This is a genomic window from Butyrivibrio sp. AE2032 (assembly GCF_000702965.1).
In genome coordinates this window covers 1,992,685-2,012,451 of record NZ_JNLF01000005.1, presented here as the reverse complement: position 1 = coordinate 2,012,451, position 19,767 = coordinate 1,992,685, and the positions used below count along the sequence as shown (strand labels likewise).

The window sequence follows — 19,767 nt, the reverse complement described above, 5'->3', positions numbered from 1 at the left end:
CGGATATGTATATATTAAAATGCAGTACATTTTTAGCTGATCCATTTCGCGAAGTGAGCAAAACGGGCGGGATCATGATCGTATAATTTCACCGTCAAAAAGAGGGCCGGAATTGCACAAAATCCGTTTTTCGTGCAATTTCGACCCATGAAAAAACCTGAAGATTATACAACCGGGGTTCAAACCGGTCTATTGTCCGCCGGTCAGTCCTCCTTAAGTATCCTGACAGGCTCGAGCTTTGTGATGCTTCTGCCGCTCAGGAATGCGGTGATCACTGCGCAGATAAGGATGATCGCTGCCGTTATTGCATACCACTTGGGGTCAGTCGAGAAGTCGTTCTGTCTGATGCCGAAGGATGACAGGCCAAAAAGGATTGAGCGGTTTGCAAATGCGATATGAAGCAGCAATCCGAGGATTACGCCGAGCGCGATGGTCGGCATGTTTGTCATCAGTGTCCTTCTGATAAGCTCGCCTGATGTGTAGCCCAATGCTTTGGATACGCCGAGATCGGTCCTCTCGCGGATGACCTGTGCTCTGGTGAGGAGGAGCTGCGTAAGGATAACCACAAAGCAGGTAGCGATGATGAATATAACGCAGATACCTTCCATAGCAGCTTTTATGGTGCTGATCGTTGAGCCGATGAGGTCATCTACCAGCGTGAACTGGAAGTCGGTATATTCTTTTTCCCACTGCTTTTTGAGTTCCTTTGCCCTGGAGCTGTCCTTAAGATAAACGAGTACTTCACTGAACTGGTAATCAGGATTCAGGCGCTTTGCGCCTTCTTCATTCATGACCGCCTTTTTGCCCATGTTGTTTATCTTCTGGTCGATGCCGCAGACGGTATAAGGGACCGTGCCGTCATCTGTAAGTGACTTAACGTTTACGATGTCTCCCAATGATGCGCCGATGTTTTCAGCCTCCACTGTTGTAAGTACTATCTCATTTCCGTTATTAGGCAGATGTCCTTCGAGGACGTACTCGTTTTCGATAAGACCGATATCAGAATAAACATCTATCCCGAGTGATGTTGACTTATCCAGGTAAGAAACTTCCATCGAAGAAATGGTTGACCATTTATTTACCTTTTCGACGTTCTCATCAGCCATCATGTCCCGGACGAATTCCTCGTTGCCGGGTGCATCCACCTGGATATCCGCGGCTTCGAATCCGACGAGTTTTAAAAGGGCTGACTGGTCAAGTGCCCAGTTCTGGAAGAGCGTGAATCCGAGACAGGTTGAAAATGCCAGGCCTGCGACGATTAGAGTAATGAATACGCTCTTCTTGCCTGAACCGAATATGTTCTTACCGGCCATAACGAGGCTCAAGGGAAGGCGGCTTGATTCAAGAGGAAAGTGGTTCTTCTTGAAGTTGTGTGATGTAATGCCGCTCCTTAATGCTTCCAGAACGGTGAGTTTCTTATATGAGGATGTTGCGATCAGGGAGCCGAGGAGTACCATGACCGGAATACCGGCAAGTGTCGAGATGAGCGCCGGGATGCAGATTCCGGAGAAACCCGACAAGCCCATCAGCGTTCCCGAAAGTACGGTTAACGGTCTGCTGCAGAAGATGCCGGCGATTACTGCTGCTGCAGTTGCGAAGAGTCCAATTATCATCTGCTCCAGAATGCATGCCAGACGGAGTTCCTTTGCCGTATAACCTGTTGCCTGAAGGAGACCGATGTTCTGCACGTTGAGTTCGATGAAGTTCTTTATCGAGAAATGCATGATGATTACTGACATGACTACAAGCATGACCGTGAAGATGAGGATAATGGAGCACGCAACATTCGACATTCCTGTTGTTGCGACATTCATGGTGGGACGGTCAGTCGTGGTGAATTTTATGTCACCGGGGAATGCATTTTGGACTGTTCTGTCAAATTCATTGATATCCACACCGTCTTTAACTTTAAAATTCACAGCCGTTCTGTTGCATGCGGGGTCTACATTTTCAGAGATCTCTTCGAAAACATCATGGCTTACCAGCACGTTGAATCCGGATATGTTCATTGATGTCGCGAAATACAGATTCTCGGTAAATCCTTTTACCTTAAATTCGTAGTCTTTATTCGTGATCTTGATCGTAAATCTGTCGCCGGCATTTACCGTATAAGACATGTAGTAAGGAAGTGTGATCTCATCGTCCTTAAGATCGTTAAACTCTTCCGGATATCCGTTGAGATATGTGGGTTTAGCCGAATCAAAAATATAGAACCCATATGAGATCGCATCTTCCGGCTCCATGTCGCTGTAGCAGTAATCGGCTCCTGTAATGATGAGCGGAACAGACTCTTTCATTTCATATCCTTCAATGGGATCCAAGATCTCATCAAGTCTGTCCTCATCCGTTATTCTCGCCACGACCAGGAGGTCTGCAACGTGGTATTTCTCATCGCACTCTTTTATCATGTTAGATCCTGAGAGTATGAGCGAGAGGCTTGTGAAAAGAAGTACTGCCGCGATGAAGATCAGCGCGAAGATAATTGCCACTTCACCTTTGTGCTTTTTAATGTTGTTTTTCGCAATGAAGAATAATGAATTCATGTTTACCACCCCATGTCTGTGAGGAATGCGCGAAGCTGCTTATGACGTTCCCTGTCCTGGCCCTCGTAAGGCGAGAGCGTGATCTCGTCGCAGATGACACCGTCTCTTAAGTAAAGGATGCGGTTGCCTCTTTCTGCTGCAGCGACGGTATGTGTAACCATTACGATGCTCTGTCCCCTTCTGTTCATTTCGGTGAGAATATCCAATACTGCTGCGGTATTCTGTGAGTTAAGAGCTCCTGTAGGCTCGTCCGCAAAGAGGATCTCAGGTTCATTAATGACAGATCTTACGAGTGCCACTCTCTGCTTCTCACCGCCTGATAACTGGTTCGGGAACTTGTTGTAGCAGTTCCCGTCAAGTCCTACCTGCATTAAGAGCTCCCTGGCACGTGCCGCGATCGCCTTTCTGTCTTTACTCTTAAGAAGACCTGAAACTATGATGTTGTCCAGAACGCTCATCGTGTCGTTTAAGTAGTTCTGCTGGAAAACGAATCCGCAGTGCTTTCTCCTGAACAGAGCGAGCTTGTCGTTACTGTAATGTGAGATGTCCTCGTTCCCGAACAGGATCGCGCCAAGGCTCGGACGGTCCATGCCGGAGAGTGCGTAAAGGAGCGTGCTCTTCCCTGCACCGGAATCTCCCATGATGACCGTGAAGTCGCCTTTTCTGATCTCGAGATTAAGGTTCTTTAAAACGTGCTGCTGAACACTCTCGTTGGAGAATGTCTTGCAGAGGTCCGTTGCTTTAAGTACTGTTGTTGCCATATTCATCTTTCCCTTTCGATTTGGTTTGTCAGAATTCTTACACTGCGATTCTATTCCTTTGCCGTGAAGAATACTTTACACAGACCTTGTTCAATCCTTAACTGTTTCTTACATGGTTTTTTAATATCTTTCGGCCATGGTCTGTTGTGCTATACTTCGAAATATGAATTATAACTGTTTAATAATCGATGATGAACAAGATCTTTCCCGCATGACGCAGGAGTATTTTGAGATGTTCGGCGTAACCTGCGCCGTTGCATCATCTTCAGAAGAATGCCTTTCTTTTCTGAAGGATAATACCGCTGACATATTCCTTTTGGACATCAATCTCGGAAACGAGAGCGGTTTTGCCCTCTGCAGGACACTGCGCGAAAAGTATGACACACCGATACTGTTTATCTCCGCCCGCCAGAGCGATGACGACGTGCTCGTGGCGCTCAACATCGGCGGCGACGACTATATAAAGAAACCATATACATTGAGTGTTCTTCTCGCCAAGGTTAAGGTTCAGCTCAAAAGGCTGGAAGCCGTAAAGCAGCTCAGCGGCCCGGCCGTTCAGGATGCCGGTGAGATATTCACGATCGATCCCGCTACGATGAGCTGCACGGTCGAGGGAAAGACAGTACAGCTGAAATCAAAGGAATTCGCTCTTCTGTCATGTCTTTATGCCCATAAGAACACCATTGTCACCAAGGAAGTGCTCTTTGACGAGGTTTGGGGAGATTCATTCTACTCTGACAGCACACTTAACGTGCACATCCGCCGTCTGCGCGAGAAGATCGAAGCAGATCCCAATGAACCGCGCTTCATAAAGACCGTCTGGGGCACAGGATACATCCTGGAGACGGATCAATGAAGATCCGGATAATAGCGATCCTCTATACAATAGTCATCCTCATATGCGGTATTGTCCTGTGGAACAAGATCGGTGAAAGCTCGTCTTATTCCATCGACATGCTCGACCTCAACACAAAGCGTGACGAGATCGAGGATAAGCTCTTATCCGGTGCTGATATACCTTCTCTCGAGAATGAATACAACTGTAAGATCGCGCTCGTTGCCGATGACGGATACGAGTCAATGAACAATTACTTCATAAAAGAAGGCATGTCGGTCTTCGATTACCGGGAAGACGGCGCTATCGCCGGCAAGATCGCATTCAATGCAAGAGAGGAAGAATTTGCGGCAAGGACGAGGAATTCGCAGATCCAGATGCTGTGGGTGCTCGGCTCGGTATATGCTGCCGGGGTCCTTCTGATGTTCATCATATGGTATTTCTATATCAGACCGTTCAATAAACTCTCGTCTTTTGCAGCCAGTGTATCAAAGGGCAATCTCGATGTTCCGCTCAACATGGACAGGCATAATTATTTCGGCGCATTTACCGAATCCTTCGACCGCATGAGAGAGGAACTTAAAGCATCTTCCGAGCGCGAGGCGGCCGCCAACAGGAGCAAGCAGGAACTCGTTGCGGAGATATCCCACGACATCAAGACACCTGTCGCGACCATCAAGGCAACATGCGAAGTAATGGAAGTTAAGTATAAGGATGAGGATATTCAGGAGAAAGTATCTGTCATCAAGTCAAAAGCAACATCTGTCGAGCAGCTCATCGACAATATGTTCCGCGCGACACTGGATGACCTGGATGAACTCAAGGTCACGCCCCGTGAGGAAAGTTCTCTCATTATCGAGGACATGCTTGGCGACCTCCGTTTTTACGGCACGGTCGAGCAGAAGGGTTCCGTTCCCGAATGTCTTATCCTGGTCGACAGATTAAGACTCGAACAGGTCATAGACAACATCGCGGGAAACTCGTTCAAGTATGCGGGGACGGCCCTTGAGGTCGAATATAGATCCGAAGAGGACAATATCCGGGTTATCCTGTCAGACAGGGGTCCCGGCGTTCCCGAAGATGAGCTCGCGATGCTCACGACCAAGTTCTACAGGGGCTCCGAAGCCTCAGATTCGGGCAAGGACGGAAGCGGCCTGGGACTTTACCTGGCATCACGCTTTATGGAAAAAATGGGCGGCGGTCTGGAATTAAGAAACCGCGAAGGCGGCGGTTTTACCGCCGAGATCGTCATACGCAAGGTCTGAAAGCATAAACGGCCGGCATTCGCGAACCCTAAAATTTCTTTTATTTGGAAAAGATCCGTTACCCGGCAAACAGAAACTTTGGTCAAGTGACCAAAACATCCCCAAATACACCCGTTTTGCCTTGTTTTCGGATCCGGCGATCCTTATAATACTGCCTTGTCGGTGCCCCAAAAGGGCTTATCCGGCAAAGTAATTAATCAACTTTATGGAGGATCTATCATGAATAGACAGGAATTAGTTGACGCTATGGCTGCAAAGGCAGGCATCTCCAAGGCAGCTGCAGAGGCAGCAGTTAAGGCTTTCATCGAAACAGTCGGTGATGAGCTCCAGAACGGCGGCAAGGTTCAGCTCGTAGGCTTCGGTACTTTCGAGACATCCGAGAGAGCTGCAAGAACAGGCCGCAACCCTCAGACAGGCGCTGCTACAAAGATCGCAGCTTGCACTGCTCCTAAGTTCAAGGCAGGCAAGGCACTCAAGGATCAGGTTAATACACCTGCAAAGAAGAGCAAGAAGTAATTCTTATCTACTGAATATGGGTTAAAGCACAGGGGTTATCTCAAAACTAAGAGATAGCCCCTGTTGTTTTGATAAAAATACTACCCGGTTGTATTGGCGGAAGAAAAACTCAGCTGTCCTTGTTGGCCTTTTTCTTCTCGCACTCGGGACAATATGCCATTGGCGTGATCGACAGGACAGATTCCTTCTTGTATCCGCACTTGGAGCAGATATAGACATACTTTGAAAAGACACTGCCCATCGTGGTGCTGACGAGCCATGTTCCCTTGGAATCGTCTTCCTTTTCTTCTTTCTTTTCTTCTTCCTTGGGTTTGTCTTCGGGAAGATGGATAAAGGACTCTCTGACAACGGGCTCACGTATAGGGGGCTTGGGGAGTTCTATGGTCTCCTCATCGAACCACGTGCCGGGTTTGGGTTCTCCGAAAACGCACTTGGTAACATAGAACGGACAGGCGCTGCATTCATCCTTATTGACACAAAGCCTGTAGATGCCTCTTAATAACTGATCTACCTTTTGATCTTTATTATCCGTACCCATCAGTTTTTACCCCTTGACGAGAGATTTGTATTTGCAAAAACAGCATAAGGACTGTTTTGAAATATATCCAAGCAGTAGCGTTTTAAAGCGTTTCAGTCAATTTTCATAACGAGATTATATCACGCTGAGGCGATATGTTCCATTGAGGCATGACAGATGGGGAACGGGTATTTCAGCTTTGGGATGCTAAGTGCTTCAGCACCGCGTCATAGTCGCCCAAAAACCGGAAAGTATTCATTCCGGCTTCTTTGGCGCCTCCCACGTTGTCTTCCCTGTCGTCGACAAAAAGGCACTCTTCGCCCTTCAGACCGTATTTATCAAGGAATGTCCTGTATATCTTCACATCGGGCTTGAGCATGAGATAATCGGAAGACACGAAAACACCGTTGAAGAAATCCAGCGGCAGGAATTTGGGGAAATATACATAAAACAGGTCGCTCGCATTAGAAAGGATATAGATGCCGTAACCGCTGTTCTTTACGCTCTCGCAAAACTCTCTTGCACCATCCAGCGGCGTCATGCAGACATCCCATCTGTCTGCGCAGTTCCTTAAGGCCTCATGGTACTTTTCAGGGACCCTCTCCTTCACCAGATCGAATCTGTCCTTGTCCTTTATGTCTCCCCTGTCTCCCATCTTCCATTCAGGACCGTTAAAGAGTTCCTGCATGATGATCTCCTTCTCCTCAGCAGAAGAGCAGAACTGGTCCAGCACAAAACCGGGATTGAAATCAAGGAGCACATTTCCCATGTCGAGAACGATATTTTTTATCATAAGATGTATATACCTTTCAGTTTTGTTCCTGCCCCTTCTGCACTGTACTCAGGAATGAATCCCTGTTTTCCATCTTGATCTTAACGCGGTAATCGACGTATTCGGCAGCGTCAGGCGCGCTTCCGATCGTTATGAGATCATCAAGCCGCATCGAACTGAACGCCCTTACCTCCGCCGGAATGAGAAATGGAACCGCCGGGATACCTGAAAGGAACAGGACCAGTAAAAATACTATCACGAAATAGCCGAATCCGAGACCCTGAAAAATACCGGAAGACAGCAAAGCTATGATCACGGCCAGAATGGTGGTGAACGCTCCGTAAACGAGAGCGGGCAATAAGGCCTTGAACTTTGCTTTGGCCTCTATGCTCTTTCTGCTCACCGGAAGCACTCCGGAAGCTTTTCCCGTCTGTCCGTTTACGGCGATGCTGTAGCTGGAACCTTCATATTCCACATTACTGTCGGTCAGAAGCCTGTTTCCCTTATCTCCTTTACGAGATTGGCCGCATAGGTTTCAGTTCCCAGGAGATTAGGATGGAGATTATCCAGATAATATTCTTCAAGATGCGGCACGAGTGTAAGACCGTCTATCACTATTACATTCGGATATCTTCCGGCAATTTCCTTCACCTTCTCACAGAATCCGTAAAAGACGGGCAGAGCTTCAATATTGTCTCCCCTCCAGATAGGCGATATGCAGAGTATGGGGATCTCGGTACCGTATATACCCGTAAGCACCTCATAGTATTCTTCGATATCAGTCATGGTCTCAGTGCCGTACTGATTGGTCCCGAGCGCCACAACTATCTTGTCGGGAGTGTACCCGGGCATCTTCATGAGAGACTTCTTGTCGTAGATATATCCGCCGATGCCCTGGTTTATGATGTCCCACTCAAGGCTTCTGTTTGCGATACTGACATATGTCTCGGAAGAACGCAGCGGTCCGTATCCCTGAGTTATGGAATCTCCGAGCCAGAGGACCTTCGTGTTCTTTACGGGGATCTGATATGTGGAATCGATGGCGAAATTCTTTATAAGGAGCGTCGCGTCCGCCGCAAGATAGATCACGATCCTGTGAGTTCCTTCGGGAAGAGTGAACTTAAGGCTGCCCTCCTCCTTCATGTCTTTAACATAGAATATCTGATGAGCCAGACCGTCGACATAAGCTTCCACAGAATCTTCCGAGCATTTCCATATCATCTTGTAGTCGAAAGAGACCTCGGATGCATCCGTCGTAAACTCGATCGTCTTTGCGGTGGAGGCATCGCACCTTTCAGCCCACATCTCCAGTGCGGAATCAAAATACTCCATCTGGGCTTTGGAATACTGGTTTGCCTTCAGGTAACCGTCCTCGGTCTCTTCAAATTCATAAGCGCCGAAATATATCTTTTTAAGATCTTCGTTAGTCAATATCATAAAGTGCCTGCCAATATTTTTTCGTCCGGTGGAAAACAGGGAAAAGAAAGATCCCGTCAGTCGTTCTTATGCGCTTCCCTCTTCATCTCGTACATAGCCTCGTCAGCCATGCGGAAGTATTCCTCGTTCTCCAGCGTGTTGTCGGTATCAATGATAACATAACCTGCGCTGACGCCAAGTCTGAACGGCATGTTCAGCTCTTCGGATACCTGTCTGGACTTCTTGATTATCTCGTCCCTGAGCGAATCAATATTACCGGCTTCATCGTAACTGCCGATTATTACGTATTCGTCTCCGCCATAGCGCACCGCTTTCCAGTTTACGGGAACGGTGTTCTTTATTACGTTAGCCACTGTCTTGATCGCCATGTCTCCGAAAAGATGACCGTGGAGATCATTTATCTCCTTCATCTTGTTGATATCAACAACCATGATCACGGACTTTATTTTCGAGCGGCGGAGATCGTCGAGATAAGGAATAACGATCTTCTCATATCCCATGCGGTTATAAAGACCTGTCAGTTCATCCCTGACGGAGATGTCCGCGAGGACCTTGTTCAGATTCTCGAGTCTGATGTTCTGGCGAGCCCTGGAAAGGCCTGCCGCGATATGTCTGTTCAGGGAATTGAGGTAGAAATCCTTGATCATCTTATGGTGATTTCTGCTTACGAAATATCCGAAGGTCTCGGCGCCGATGTGAAGCGGAACGAACAGGTATGTTGAAGTCTCCTCTGAATCCCCGTCGTAACCCGGAGCCAGATCAGACACCGGTACCATACCCCTGTCCAGGACTTTCCCGTCCTTCATGCCGAAGATGACATCCATCTCCTCGCTGTAGCCTTCAGTCCTGCAGTCCATGTCATTATGCATGGAATCGATAAAACTCTGATCAAGACAGACGTAGAACTCGTCGCCCTCATAGGAGTGGTCCTTCTCCCACAGCCCCTTAAAAGCCTCGTGTATATCGTCTACTGTCTTTACGTGGGCAACGGAATCATCCAGCACTATCAGATGCCAGTCGAATATCGTTCTTTCGACAGGTATGAGGAATGCCCTTTTTCTCGCCTCCTGCTGGATAAGAACGCCTTCATGTCCCAAGGTGCATCCGCAGCTCTCGCCAAGGTCGAACTTGGAATCATACACTTTGTCGCCGAAGTCGGGATCACCGTTCATGAGACCGATCAGACTGTCCATGGACTGATAGCTTCTCTCATCCCATCCGCGGTCAACGGATGTAATGGCCGGCGAGAAATGATTGCCGCTCATGAGATTGTCATAACCGGTGACCTTTACGTCCCCGGGCACGTTTATGCCGGCCTTTCCGAGGACAATACATGTGGCAAGAGCCATGTTATCATTCGCGCAGATAAACACATCCGGGAGTTTATCCATTTTGGCGATAACTTCCGGCAGCTTATCTTCAACGATCGCATAGCTCCAGTATCCGTTAAAGCTATTTGCGGGATTGAATGTAAGTCCGTGCTTTTCCATGACTTCGATCATGGTCTGATATCTCAATACACTGTCTTCGTTATCCTCGGGACCGCTGATCCAGAACACGTCCCTGACGCCATGGACCGTTATGAGATGTTCAACGAGTTCCTTCATGCCGTTGGTGTTCTCGGTCCTTATGCAGTTTATCCCGTCCAGAACATACTCAAGGCAAATTGCGGGAACCTTGGCCTTAAGGATCTTCTCACGGAGTATCATGTTCTCTCCGGCATTATTAAGTGTGTTCCCCAAGAGCAGCACACCGTCAAAATCCGCCAGATCGGGAAGATTCAATATATTAAGATCACCGGTTATGTCGTCTTTGGCTTTGTCGTAAGAAGTATAATCGAGGAATATGAAAACATCGATATTGTCTTCCGCCGCGCGCCGTCTTATTCCTTCAAGCGCGAAATCCAGATAATCGTCATTCCAGCCGTTCGTGAACACGGCAACCTTTTTCTTCATGGCAACCTCCCTTATCAGGGTCACAGATCACTCTTTCCGTTCCCGCCTGCACTGTAGACAATACTATCTTCTCACGGCAGACTTATTTTTTCTTTGTTTAAATGTAAATCATCCGAAAACAGTTTGAACGGGGACATCGTCACGCCGTTTATTTTTCGCTTTTGACGATCATCTCCATGCAGATCTTCTGCGGAACAAGACCAAGAGATTCATAGAACTTCATAGCACCGGGATTGCATGTCCAGACATTTAAGGTTATGTTGTAGAACCCTTCCTCTTCAGCATATTTCCTGACATGTTCGAAAAGCATCTCTCCTATATGCCTGCGGCGCATCTTCTCATCGACGCAGATATCGTCAACATATAAAGTTCTGATATCGGTCAGCACATTATCGCCCTTTACCTGCTTATGGATGCAGAACGCGTGTCCTGCCACGATGCCGTCATCATCAACGCAGACAAATACCGGCGTGAAATCATCAGCCACTATCTTTTTCAGTTCCTCTGCGTTGTATTTTGTGGCGGGGCCCTTAAACAGGTCAGGTCTTCCGATGTGGTGCACCATGTCGACCTGGACCAGGAGATCCAGGATCCCCGGGATATCACTCTCACATGCTCTTCTTACGATCATTCTTATCTCCCCTTTGAACTGAATACAGAAATTTTAACACACGTATGCAGGCCATCAGCCGCATCTACCCGTTACTCCTTAAAACCGGGGAACTCCTTAAGCTTCCTTTATTACGGAAGCCTTATCTGTCCATTCTGCTGAACAGGATACTGAGGCTGTGCCTGATACCCGGGCTGTGCCGCGGGCTGGGCCGACGGGGCGGGACATCCGCAGTTTCCGCAGAAATAAAATGCCGAAAGCGTTCCGCATCTCTGGCAGTACCAAGTGTTGAAAACGGGTCTCGCCCTTCCGCATTTCGGGCAGAAATTCAAAGTATTGACTGTTCCGCAGGCACATGTCCAGTTTCCCAGCATCGTCGTTTTGTATACTGTCTGAACATCTCCCGGAAGCGAAACGATGCAGAAATCGTGTCTTGATGACCTGACCACGAAGATGCAGGATACGACAAAGAGAGCCGTTACAAAAACGATCCAGAACAGGAAGCTGATGCCGGAAAGGACGACCTCTCCCGTAGCGCTGCCGCCCATGAGGATGGCATCGTAGATACCGTGTATGATGGTCGGGACGATTATCGCGAGGAACTTGAACAAAGCTGTGCTGCCCTTTTTATTTGTAAGTGACGCATACTTGGCTTTGCTGTAGAAATATCCCATGAAGACCGCATAACATGCGTGTCCCGGAACTGCCGTGACCATACGTACCAAAGCCGTGAGAACTCCGGTCGTGAAGACATAAGCTATGTTCTCGAGTGCGGCAAATCCCAATGAGACAAAGACGGCATAAACGATGGCGTCGTAACTGTAATTGAAATTTTTGTTCTTCCAGGTAATGATCCTCATGACCAGATACTTGCCGATCTCCTCGGCAGGACCGACGATGACGGTCGCAAGGATTACCGCTTTGGCTACCGATTCATACGGCATTGCCAGATCAAGTAACAGACCGCCGACGTTTTCCGCGATCAGGGCAGTCACGACCGTACCCATCCCGGCAAAGAAAAGTCCGATAAGAAGCCCGAACGGCTCCTTCTCCTTCTTGTCATTGAAGTAGATGAACAGTAAAAGTCCGATTACGGGTATCAGTGCCAGATATATATACACGGTTTTCTCCTATCCTTAATGGGTCGTATTTCTGATCGCGTTTAAGACCATTCCCTTTGCCTCGCTGAAACGCTGATGGTCGCTTCCTTCCTCATTGCCGGCATTATATCCTCCCGAACGGTGGACGGCATCCGAAGTATCGACCATTATGTAGTAACTCCCGGCATCACAGGTGCCTTCCGGATACGGCAGTTCCTCAACGAGTCCCATGAAATTTACTCTGGTAAGCACATTTACTATGCTCGTCCAGTCGTTTTCCGACATCTCATATTCGCTTTCCGTATAATAATCCTCAGGCGGAAGTTCGCCGGAAAGATAATCGTAATTCATATTGCCATCGGGATCGACGCTGTACAGTTTGATCTTATGGTCATATGTCAGCACCCATACATTCACATGCGGAGTGTCTCCCGAATATTCGACGTAGGTGACCCGCTTAACATCCAGAGGCCCCCTTTGATGTTGTTGTCCCATCAGTCCGCAGCCTGCCAGCATTACCAGACAAAGAGCGGCGGCAAGCCAGGCAGCGCCTGTTCTTATGATCTTTTCCATATTACCCTTTATATTCCTTCATGTTTATCTGGCCTGAAACCATCTTCCGGCCGATCCCCTAAATTATATCAACATGACAGGTATATACAAATTTTCAGTAAACAGGTACCGTGCCATGACAAAAATCAGGGGTTGTATCAAAATGCCGGTACAGCCACTTACTTTTGCTTTTTGGCTGGCATTTGCCCAATGCCTGCTTTTCTGCCGTGTAAAAACGGCGAAAAACTGACCCCTTGAAGTGGATGTGCTAATGACCAGCCATGTCTGCCGGAAGGCCAAAGTATCGAAATGTTTAAAAAACTTCCGTTTCCGATACCTGTCGAGAGTTCAACGTATCGAAATCCGGGGAAATCCTTTGTTTTCGATACCTCGGCTGAACCGCAGATATCGTTATTGAGATTTTTCTTCCGAAAACGATACCTTTGATCTTCCACTGATATCGTTTTAGAAGTTTTTTTCCCTGAAAACGATATCGTAGCTTTCCTTGCAGGCGATTTTATCCCAAACCGTGAATTATTGCCTCCGTGGGATAATTTTCAGAGGTGAATTTATCCCAAAAGCTTAAAAATGTTTCACTTGGGATAATTTTCAGAGGTGAATTTATCCCAAAAGTTTAAATATGCTTCACTTGGGATAATTTGCGGTCCGAATTTTATCCCAAATCGCAAGAAACCCTCATCTTGGGATAATTTCGATCTCACCTTTCAAAAGTCGAGGTATCGAAACGCAGATAATCACTTCGATTTCGATACCTGTCGAAAAGACAGGTCAGAATTCTGCAATCAACTGCAACTGCCACACTTGCTGAAACAATAAGGGGCTATCTCATTTTGTTTTGAGACACCCTCTCCGTTCTTTTCATGTCGCGTTTGGGGTGCAGACAGGTACCGTTTACAGGATGGTTACCTTGTTCCTGCCGTTCTGCTTGGACTCATAGAGAGCCTTGTCGATCCTGTTGAATGCTCCGTTGAAGTCATCGTCGGAATTCAGTTCGGTAACGCCGATAGAGCACGTGATGTGTCCGATCTCAGGGAATTCCTGCGCTTCGACGGTCTTTCTGAGGTTTTCGGCCAGTGCCAGGACTTCATCCGCATTCTTCTCATAGCAGACGATGACGAATTCCTCGCCGCCCCAGCGGCCTACGGCTGCCTTCTCCTCGACTGCAAAGTCTTTGAGGATCTTTGCAAATGACTTAAGCGTCGTGTCTCCGACGGAGTGTCCGTACGTATCGTTGATGTTCTTGAATCTGTCGAGATCGAGGATCATGATCGAAACCGGATCGTCGAACTTCTGGCGGAGCGTAAGCGCATTGTGGAGCTGCGTCTCGATCTCGCCGTGGTTATAAACGCCCGTGAGAGGATCCGTAATGGCCATCTCCTCGTATTTCTTCAGCGTGGAGAGGATCTCGATGGAATTCTCGTGGATATCCTGTACCAGGAAGACGAATCTGTAGTCTTCATCGTTATTTGTCTGTGCACGGCTGAAGATGAGCTTGACCCAAATGTACTTGCCCTCAAGGTTGCACATCATGCAGTCATAGGAGGATGTACGGCCGGGAGTAAAGTTCTTCTTAAGGTACTCCGGATCTGTTCTTCTGAGGAACTGCTCCTGGTCTTCTGGCAGGAACATGTTGACGATCATCATCCTCCACTCGGAGTACTTGAGGTTATAATTAACCACATCATCGGAGATCTCGGTTACGTTTATGCTGCTCGTGGTATCCTGCACCAGATCGATATACATCGAGAACAGGTAGGAACTCTGGATGGTGTTGATCTTCTTTGTGGTAAGGGATTCCTGGAGCGACTCGTTGTCGATAAACTCATCCAGAATGAACAGATACTTGCTGTTATCATCAAAAGGATAGACGGTCAGCTGAACCAGATGTGACTGCTCCTCGCCGTCGAGAGCGATCTTCAGCCTGCGGCTGTACTTGCAGTTAAAGTCGCCGGTATTGTCGGCAAAGATCTGATAATCTTCGGAAACCTTCTCGCTCGAATCGTTAAAATGGAACCAGAGGTCCAGGATAAGATCGTGATAGCTTCCTGTTTCTTTAAGGAACTTCTCGAAAAAGCCTTTGCGGGTAATGGTCTTATAACTGTCTATTGCCGGATCGACGATAATGATCGCATCAACATTGTCCAATAAAAGTTCGGGGACATCATTAATACCAAAATCAGACAGACTCTTATCCATTCAACCTTCCTCCTTGCAATCCGGGACATTCTCAAAGGCATAATAGCACAATAAAAAAGGCATTTGGCTCATTTCACATTTGTTTAACAGAATATTTCCACCATTGTTCAAGCCATGACTAATTTGCGTGACAACTGACCCGGGACTGACAGTGTTCCCCGCCTGCCGTCCCGTAAAATACAGGTTCAGATGTTACGATTCCACGCCTTTCGAAAATGAGATGTCGTATGTGTAGTTAATGCCGTCAGCCATATAATATGAGCTGTTAAAGTATTTTTCGTCACCGTAAACGAAGTCAAATCCGTTCTCCCCCCTGTCGAAACCCAAACTGTAGTCACCATTACCGGCAAATACCGTCACGGCATCATCTCCGATGCTCCCGATCTTAAAGAAATAGTATTCATCGTCATATTTCTCATCCGCGATATGAAACTCTCCGCCGAACCCCTCCAGGATGACATCACCCTCCTTAAGATCTGTCACCTCGTATTCGATAACCCCGCTTCCCAGGAAGTTGCCCGCCACGCCCCATCCGCTGTAATGGGCGCGGACATTCATGGTGACGGTCTTTTCGTCCTTGGTCCTGCCGGTTCCGCCGCAGGCACATAAAGACATTACCGTTGCAAATATCAGAAGTAACGAAGCCAGTTTTTTCATCTCAGCCACCTTTATTTCGCGCCCTTGTCAGTATATTCGAGAACGGTTTCCTTATCGCCCGGACCTACAGACGAATACCTGATGCCGAAAGTGCGGTCCGATCCTAGATCATATTCCGCCGATGCAGAATAATCGTCGTTATCCTCCAGCGGGTTCTGCGGTTCCGTCTTCCCGAAGCAGGTGTCGAGCTCAGCAGTAACGTCTCTATAGAACTGACACAGTTCTTCCTTGAATCCGTCCGTATTCTCATAACTCGAGGCCATATACTGATAGTTGCTGTTCGTGAATTCAACGTGAAAGACGGTCTCGTACTCATTGCACGAAAAGACGAACCGGTTGAACCTTATCCCGTCTTTTTCGGCCTTCATGAAGCAGAAGAAATGGATGATGCGCTCACCGTCCGGATCATCAATGTAATTCGTTTCCATACCCGTATATGAATCGGCGAATTCCGTGCCGAAGAACTCCTCCACCATATCCATCGCTTCGTAGATATCTTTGCCCGTGACGCTGTACATCAGTTCAAAGATCTGTCCCATCGAACTGTCCGTGAATTCAGGCACTTCCGGACTGACTTCAGCAACCGTGTCATCTCCATAACCGTACTCCCAATCTTCATTACTGTTAAGGACCGTGCTGAAGACGGTATTCAGAAAAACATCTCTTATGAAATCGTATTTCTCTTTGAGTTCTTCGGACATCGCCATGAGTTCGTCATAGGTCATATCCTTCTTGAATTCGATCTGGAAATCGCTGGTGATCTCCATATAACCTACTATCTCGGCACCGATCTTCTTACAGATCTTCTCCACATCTTTACGGGGAGTTCCGATATCGCAGCTGATGAGCAGCTGGTTTTTGGCATACTGCATTCCCGACTCCTTGTCGAAAACAACGTCATCAACCCCAACCTCTTTGTAATAGTTCTCGCCTATGTCTTCAAGCGGCTCAAGTTCCCGGTCCGTATCCGAAACATCCGTTGCGGTACTTGAATGAGTACTGTCTTCCTGACCTGCTGCATCACTCTTTCCGCAGGCAGCAAATGACAATGCCACCGTAACAGCTACTGCGACTGCAAATATCCTCTTCATACCGTTATCCCCCGCTGGCTGTATGTATTGTTGTTATGTACACCCGGGAACAGTTTGCCGTCCCTTATACCATATATACAGACGGGTCCGGAATAAAGTTGCAGTAAAACACTTTTTAGGGGTAAAGATCTTCTGTGCCGGCCTGCTGTCCGCTTACTCCCTGCCGTTTATGAATCCCAGATCATTATATGCGGGATGACCGTATGCGCTGTCAGCACTTTCAACGGCTCTGATGATAGCTTCGCTGATGACCTCTGCCGCCAGGGATCCGACCACTTCCTGATCCGCTTCAACATTACCCGCCGATACCGCAAAGATGCTGTCTCCGTCAAAGGATGTGTGGACGGGACGTATGGACCTCGCGTATCCGTCGTGACCCATTCCCGCGATCTTGCAGAGTGCTGCCTTGTCAAAAGCCGCATTTGTGATTATCACGCCGAGCGCCGTGTTGTCAGTAAACCTGTTCTTTATCTTGCGGATGCTCTCTTTTATGAACCCCGGCGAACTCCGGAACGACTTATGGTCTTCGGAAAGGAGGCCTGCGATCTGCTTTCCGTCCTTCCAGTCAAAAATATCACCGAGAGAATTGACTGCAACGACTGCCCCGATCTTCAATTCTTCGATCTGAACCGCATAACTTCCTATGCCGGTCTTCATGCAGTTTTCCATGCCTGCCACTTTGCCGGCGGTGCAGCCGCATCCGGCCCCGTAGTTGCCGTCTCTGTAGTTCGGTCTTTCCAATGCGTTCAGCGCGGCTTCATAACCCATTTTACTATCCGGCCTGACTTTGGAATCTCCCACCATAAGGTCAAAAAGGTCAGCCTGTGCAACGAGAGGCACTTTTGTAACGCCGACATCAAATCCTATATTTCTTTCCTCAAGACATTTCATAACTCCGCCTGCCGCATCAAGCCCGAAAGCGCTGCCTCCGGCAAGCACGATACCGTGGATGATCTGCGCCGACGTCAAAGGATTTAAGAGCTGGCTCTCTCTTGAGGCCGGACCGCCGCCTCTGACATCAAGTCCGGCACACATGCCCTCCTCGCAGATAAAGACCGTGCAGCCTGTACCCGCTTTGCTGTCTTCCGCCTGTCCGATCTTCACGGGACCTATGTCATTTATGGATATCTCTTTCATATGCCGGCCACCTGTTTTCCGTTTTTTTTATTATACCAAGTGTCCGGCGGGTGTCGGGAGTTAGAGCCGTGATATCATCCGGTGATTTTATCCCAATCTTTAGATTATAAAATGAACCCCCGAAGTTGGACAAACTTAAGGGGTTCATTTCAAGATCTGAGACAGCCTGAATTTACACTCAGGAAACCTACGTGCTTACCTGCACACAACGCCTTCCTTCTTGCAGATCCTCCATGCGGCATACTTGCCCTGTGCCGTTGCCGGGGGAAGTCCGCCGGAACCCATGAGCCACTGGCCGGCAAGGAATACGTTCTTAAGACCTTTGACAACACCGGGTGTGGTAACGGTCTTGGTGTCCTTATCGGCAACGAATGCCATATATGCGCCTCTGTATGCATTGAAACGTTTTGCGTAAGTAACGGGCGACCATGTGTCGAGGAGAGTTATCTTACCTGCCGTCCCGGGGCACTTCTTTTCTATAAGTGCCATCATCGCATTGGCGATCTCAGCCTTCTTTGCCTCATACTTTTCGCGGTCGGAAGAGAGTTCAAACCACTTGTCGACATCGTCGGCATACTGGAATATCTTCATCTGGAGAATGGTCTTGCCTTCGGGTGCAAATGCGGGATCGTAGTCGTAGCAGATAACGCCGACATCCTTTATCTCCTTGCCCCAAACCGTAAGGCCTTCACTCTCCCAATATGTCGTGTCGGGGATAAAGCTCGTCTTGCCGTCTACAAGGAAAGCAGCGTGAAACTTGCTGAATACCGAGAAATGATCCTTGTCGTCGAAGGACTTCTTAAGCTTCTTGGGCATGTATGATGCGGGAAGAAGTTTTGTGAATGTGTGGTTTGCGTCAGTTGCGCAGATGACATAATCAGCGGTGACTTCGGTACCGTCTTCAAGAACGACGCCGCTTGCAGTCTTGCCGTTGATCTTTACGTTCTTTACGGGTGCGTTCAGATGGATCTTTCCGCCGACATCCTTATATCTTGCTGCGATCCTTAATGCGGCTGCAAGTGATCCGCCTTCCGGGATATCGCCGCTTCCTGATGTGACCATCGCATAGGACATGATGAAGGAATAAGCCTGTGTCGTTTCGGGGTGAGTCATCATGACGGCACTCTTCAGTACGGGGCTCTTGAAGCTGTCGGACAGATCCTTGACGCTTACGCCCTTGTATGCCTTCTGAGCTGCGGGAACGTTTTTTACGAAGTCACCGAGCTTCATGAAATCCCTCGGGCCCATCTTATCCATCGGCTTGTCGATGGGCATGATCATGCTCTCCGCTCTTGTTACGTTCTCGAAAAACTTTTCGATCGCTTCACTGTCATCGGGTGAGAGTGCGAGCATCTCGCGCTTCGTTCTTTCCTTATCTCTCCAGAAAGTGATCTCGCCGCCATGGCCCTCATACTTGAAAAAATACTTCTTGCTGTACATCTTGACGTCGTCGGACAGCATTCCGATCTCATGCCAGAGCTCGTTCATGGCACTGCCCTTTTTGCTGCACATGAGGTAATCGATGCAGTTATCGATATAGACTCCGTCACGCTTCCAACCTGTGAGCTCGCCGCCCGGAACAGGATTCTTCTCGTAGATCTCGGTCTCAAAGCCCGAGTTTTGCAGGATGATGCCTGCAGCCATTCCGGAGATTCCCGCTCCGACAATGATCACTTTTTTCATCTGTTCAATTCTCCCTGAAAATGTTTGCGCCGTATTGGCACGCATGTAAGTATAACACTTTTGCCGTTCCGCAAAACACTTAAAGCAGAACGGTCAGGAAAGAATGAAATTACCGGAAG

General features: G+C 48.1%; 18 protein-coding genes. 3 read left to right on the top strand and 15 right to left on the bottom strand.

The features are described 5' to 3' along the window. Positions 1-203: 203 nt before the first annotated feature. Positions 204-2,543: an ABC transporter permease gene (locus BO18_RS26410; protein WP_034450790.1), complete on the bottom strand. Its 2,340-nt coding sequence runs from the start codon at positions 2,541-2,543 to the stop codon at positions 204-206. 2 nt (positions 2,544-2,545) lie between these two features. After that, positions 2,546-3,304 carry an ABC transporter ATP-binding protein gene (locus BO18_RS26405; RefSeq protein WP_034450787.1) on the bottom strand — a complete coding sequence of 253 codons (759 nt, stop codon included), beginning with the start codon at positions 3,302-3,304 and terminating at the stop codon, positions 2,546-2,548. Positions 3,305-3,440: 136 nt separating this feature from the next. Between BO18_RS26405 and BO18_RS26400 the strand changes: the two genes are divergently transcribed. The 3 genes from BO18_RS26400 (at position 3,441) to BO18_RS26390 (ending at position 5,920) form a co-directional block, all read left to right on the top strand. Then, complete coding sequence (locus BO18_RS26400) at positions 3,441-4,160, top strand: response regulator transcription factor (RefSeq protein WP_330379645.1); 720 nt, start codon at positions 3,441-3,443, stop codon at positions 4,158-4,160. Next, positions 4,157-5,404 carry a HAMP domain-containing sensor histidine kinase gene (locus BO18_RS26395; RefSeq protein WP_051689201.1) on the top strand — a complete coding sequence of 416 codons (1,248 nt, stop codon included), beginning with the start codon at positions 4,157-4,159 and terminating at the stop codon, positions 5,402-5,404. The genes BO18_RS26400 and BO18_RS26395 overlap by 4 nt, the downstream gene beginning before the upstream one ends. A gap of 192 nt (positions 5,405-5,596) precedes the next feature. Beyond that, the gene (locus BO18_RS26390) at positions 5,597-5,920 is read left to right on the top strand and encodes an HU family DNA-binding protein (protein WP_255351003.1); all 324 of its coding nucleotides are present in this window, start codon (positions 5,597-5,599) and stop codon (positions 5,918-5,920) included. A gap of 109 nt (positions 5,921-6,029) precedes the next feature. On the opposite strand, the gene BO18_RS26385 is transcribed toward BO18_RS26390, so the two are convergent. The 13 genes from BO18_RS26385 to BO18_RS26325 all read right to left on the bottom strand — a co-directional run bounded on the left by BO18_RS26385 (position 6,030) and on the right by BO18_RS26325 (position 19,648). Further along, entirely contained in the window at positions 6,030-6,458 is a 429-nt protein-coding gene (locus BO18_RS26385) for a hypothetical protein (RefSeq protein ID WP_034450778.1), read from the bottom strand. Between the two features lie 172 nt (positions 6,459-6,630). Then, entirely contained in the window at positions 6,631-7,230 is a 600-nt protein-coding gene (locus tag BO18_RS26380) for an HAD family hydrolase (protein WP_034450776.1), read from the bottom strand. 16 nt (positions 7,231-7,246) lie between these two features. Continuing rightward, complete coding sequence (locus BO18_RS26375; protein WP_034450773.1) at positions 7,247-7,684, bottom strand: hypothetical protein; 438 nt, start codon at positions 7,682-7,684, stop codon at positions 7,247-7,249. 11 nt (positions 7,685-7,695) lie between these two features. Further along, positions 7,696-8,646 carry an SGNH/GDSL hydrolase family protein gene (locus tag BO18_RS26370; RefSeq protein ID WP_034450770.1) on the bottom strand — a complete coding sequence of 317 codons (951 nt, stop codon included), beginning with the start codon at positions 8,644-8,646 and terminating at the stop codon, positions 7,696-7,698. 56 nt (positions 8,647-8,702) lie between these two features. Continuing rightward, the gene (locus BO18_RS26365; RefSeq protein ID WP_034450767.1) at positions 8,703-10,601 is read right to left on the bottom strand and encodes a diguanylate cyclase; all 1,899 of its coding nucleotides are present in this window, start codon (positions 10,599-10,601) and stop codon (positions 8,703-8,705) included. A 148-nt stretch (positions 10,602-10,749) separates the two neighbouring features. Next, positions 10,750-11,232, bottom strand: a complete 483-nt coding sequence (locus BO18_RS26360) for a GNAT family N-acetyltransferase (protein ID WP_034450765.1) — start codon at positions 11,230-11,232, stop codon at positions 10,750-10,752. A 110-nt stretch (positions 11,233-11,342) separates the two neighbouring features. Further along, positions 11,343-12,332 carry a PrsW family glutamic-type intramembrane protease gene (locus BO18_RS33675; RefSeq protein WP_051689200.1) on the bottom strand — a complete coding sequence of 330 codons (990 nt, stop codon included), beginning with the start codon at positions 12,330-12,332 and terminating at the stop codon, positions 11,343-11,345. Positions 12,333-12,347: 15 nt separating this feature from the next. Then, on the bottom strand, positions 12,348-12,884 hold the full coding sequence (locus BO18_RS26350) for a hypothetical protein (RefSeq protein ID WP_034450763.1): 537 nt from the start codon (positions 12,882-12,884) through the stop codon (positions 12,348-12,350). 891 nt (positions 12,885-13,775) lie between these two features. Next, positions 13,776-15,080, bottom strand: coding sequence for a GGDEF domain-containing protein (locus BO18_RS26345; protein WP_034450761.1), 1,305 nt, complete (start codon positions 15,078-15,080; stop codon positions 13,776-13,778). A gap of 192 nt (positions 15,081-15,272) precedes the next feature. Beyond that, on the bottom strand, positions 15,273-15,737 hold the full coding sequence (locus BO18_RS26340; protein ID WP_034450759.1) for a hypothetical protein: 465 nt from the start codon (positions 15,735-15,737) through the stop codon (positions 15,273-15,275). Between the two features lie 11 nt (positions 15,738-15,748). Then, positions 15,749-16,828: a hypothetical protein gene (locus BO18_RS26335; RefSeq protein ID WP_034450757.1), complete on the bottom strand. Its 1,080-nt coding sequence runs from the start codon at positions 16,826-16,828 to the stop codon at positions 15,749-15,751. A gap of 153 nt (positions 16,829-16,981) precedes the next feature. Further along, positions 16,982-17,965 carry a P1 family peptidase gene (locus BO18_RS26330; protein WP_034450755.1) on the bottom strand — a complete coding sequence of 328 codons (984 nt, stop codon included), beginning with the start codon at positions 17,963-17,965 and terminating at the stop codon, positions 16,982-16,984. Between the two features lie 195 nt (positions 17,966-18,160). Further along, positions 18,161-19,648, bottom strand: coding sequence for a phytoene desaturase family protein (locus BO18_RS26325; protein ID WP_034450752.1), 1,488 nt, complete (start codon positions 19,646-19,648; stop codon positions 18,161-18,163). Positions 19,649-19,767: the final 119 nt, after the last annotated feature.

Bases quoted from the DNA above. Each gene is read 5' to 3' on its own strand.
- BO18_RS26350 (WP_034450763.1), bottom strand. From the start codon at position 12,884: ATGGAAAAGATCATAAGAACAGGCGCTGCCTGGCTTGCCGCCGCTCTT.
- BO18_RS26335 (WP_034450757.1), bottom strand. From the start codon at position 16,828: ATGAAGAGGATATTTGCAGTCGCAGTAGCTGTTACGGTGGCATTGTCA.
- BO18_RS26365 (WP_034450767.1), bottom strand. From the start codon at position 10,601: ATGAAGAAAAAGGTTGCCGTGTTCACGAACGGCTGGAATGACGATTAT.
- BO18_RS26360 (WP_034450765.1), bottom strand. From the start codon at position 11,232: ATGATCGTAAGAAGAGCATGTGAGAGTGATATCCCGGGGATCCTGGAT.
- BO18_RS26410 (WP_034450790.1), bottom strand. From the start codon at position 2,543: ATGAATTCATTATTCTTCATTGCGAAAAACAACATTAAAAAGCACAAA.
- BO18_RS26345 (WP_034450761.1), bottom strand. From the start codon at position 15,080: ATGGATAAGAGTCTGTCTGATTTTGGTATTAATGATGTCCCCGAACTT.
- BO18_RS26395 (WP_051689201.1), top strand. From the start codon at position 4,157: ATGAAGATCCGGATAATAGCGATCCTCTATACAATAGTCATCCTCATA.
- BO18_RS26385 (WP_034450778.1), bottom strand. From the start codon at position 6,458: ATGGGTACGGATAATAAAGATCAAAAGGTAGATCAGTTATTAAGAGGC.
- BO18_RS26325 (WP_034450752.1), bottom strand. From the start codon at position 19,648: ATGAAAAAAGTGATCATTGTCGGAGCGGGAATCTCCGGAATGGCTGCA.
- BO18_RS26380 (WP_034450776.1), bottom strand. From the start codon at position 7,230: ATGATAAAAAATATCGTTCTCGACATGGGAAATGTGCTCCTTGATTTC.
- BO18_RS26340 (WP_034450759.1), bottom strand. From the start codon at position 15,737: ATGAAAAAACTGGCTTCGTTACTTCTGATATTTGCAACGGTAATGTCT.
- BO18_RS26400 (WP_330379645.1), top strand. From the start codon at position 3,441: ATGGTCTGTTGTGCTATACTTCGAAATATGAATTATAACTGTTTAATA.
- BO18_RS26370 (WP_034450770.1), bottom strand. From the start codon at position 8,646: ATGATATTGACTAACGAAGATCTTAAAAAGATATATTTCGGCGCTTAT.
- BO18_RS26330 (WP_034450755.1), bottom strand. From the start codon at position 17,965: ATGAAAGAGATATCCATAAATGACATAGGTCCCGTGAAGATCGGACAG.
- BO18_RS26405 (WP_034450787.1), bottom strand. From the start codon at position 3,304: ATGGCAACAACAGTACTTAAAGCAACGGACCTCTGCAAGACATTCTCC.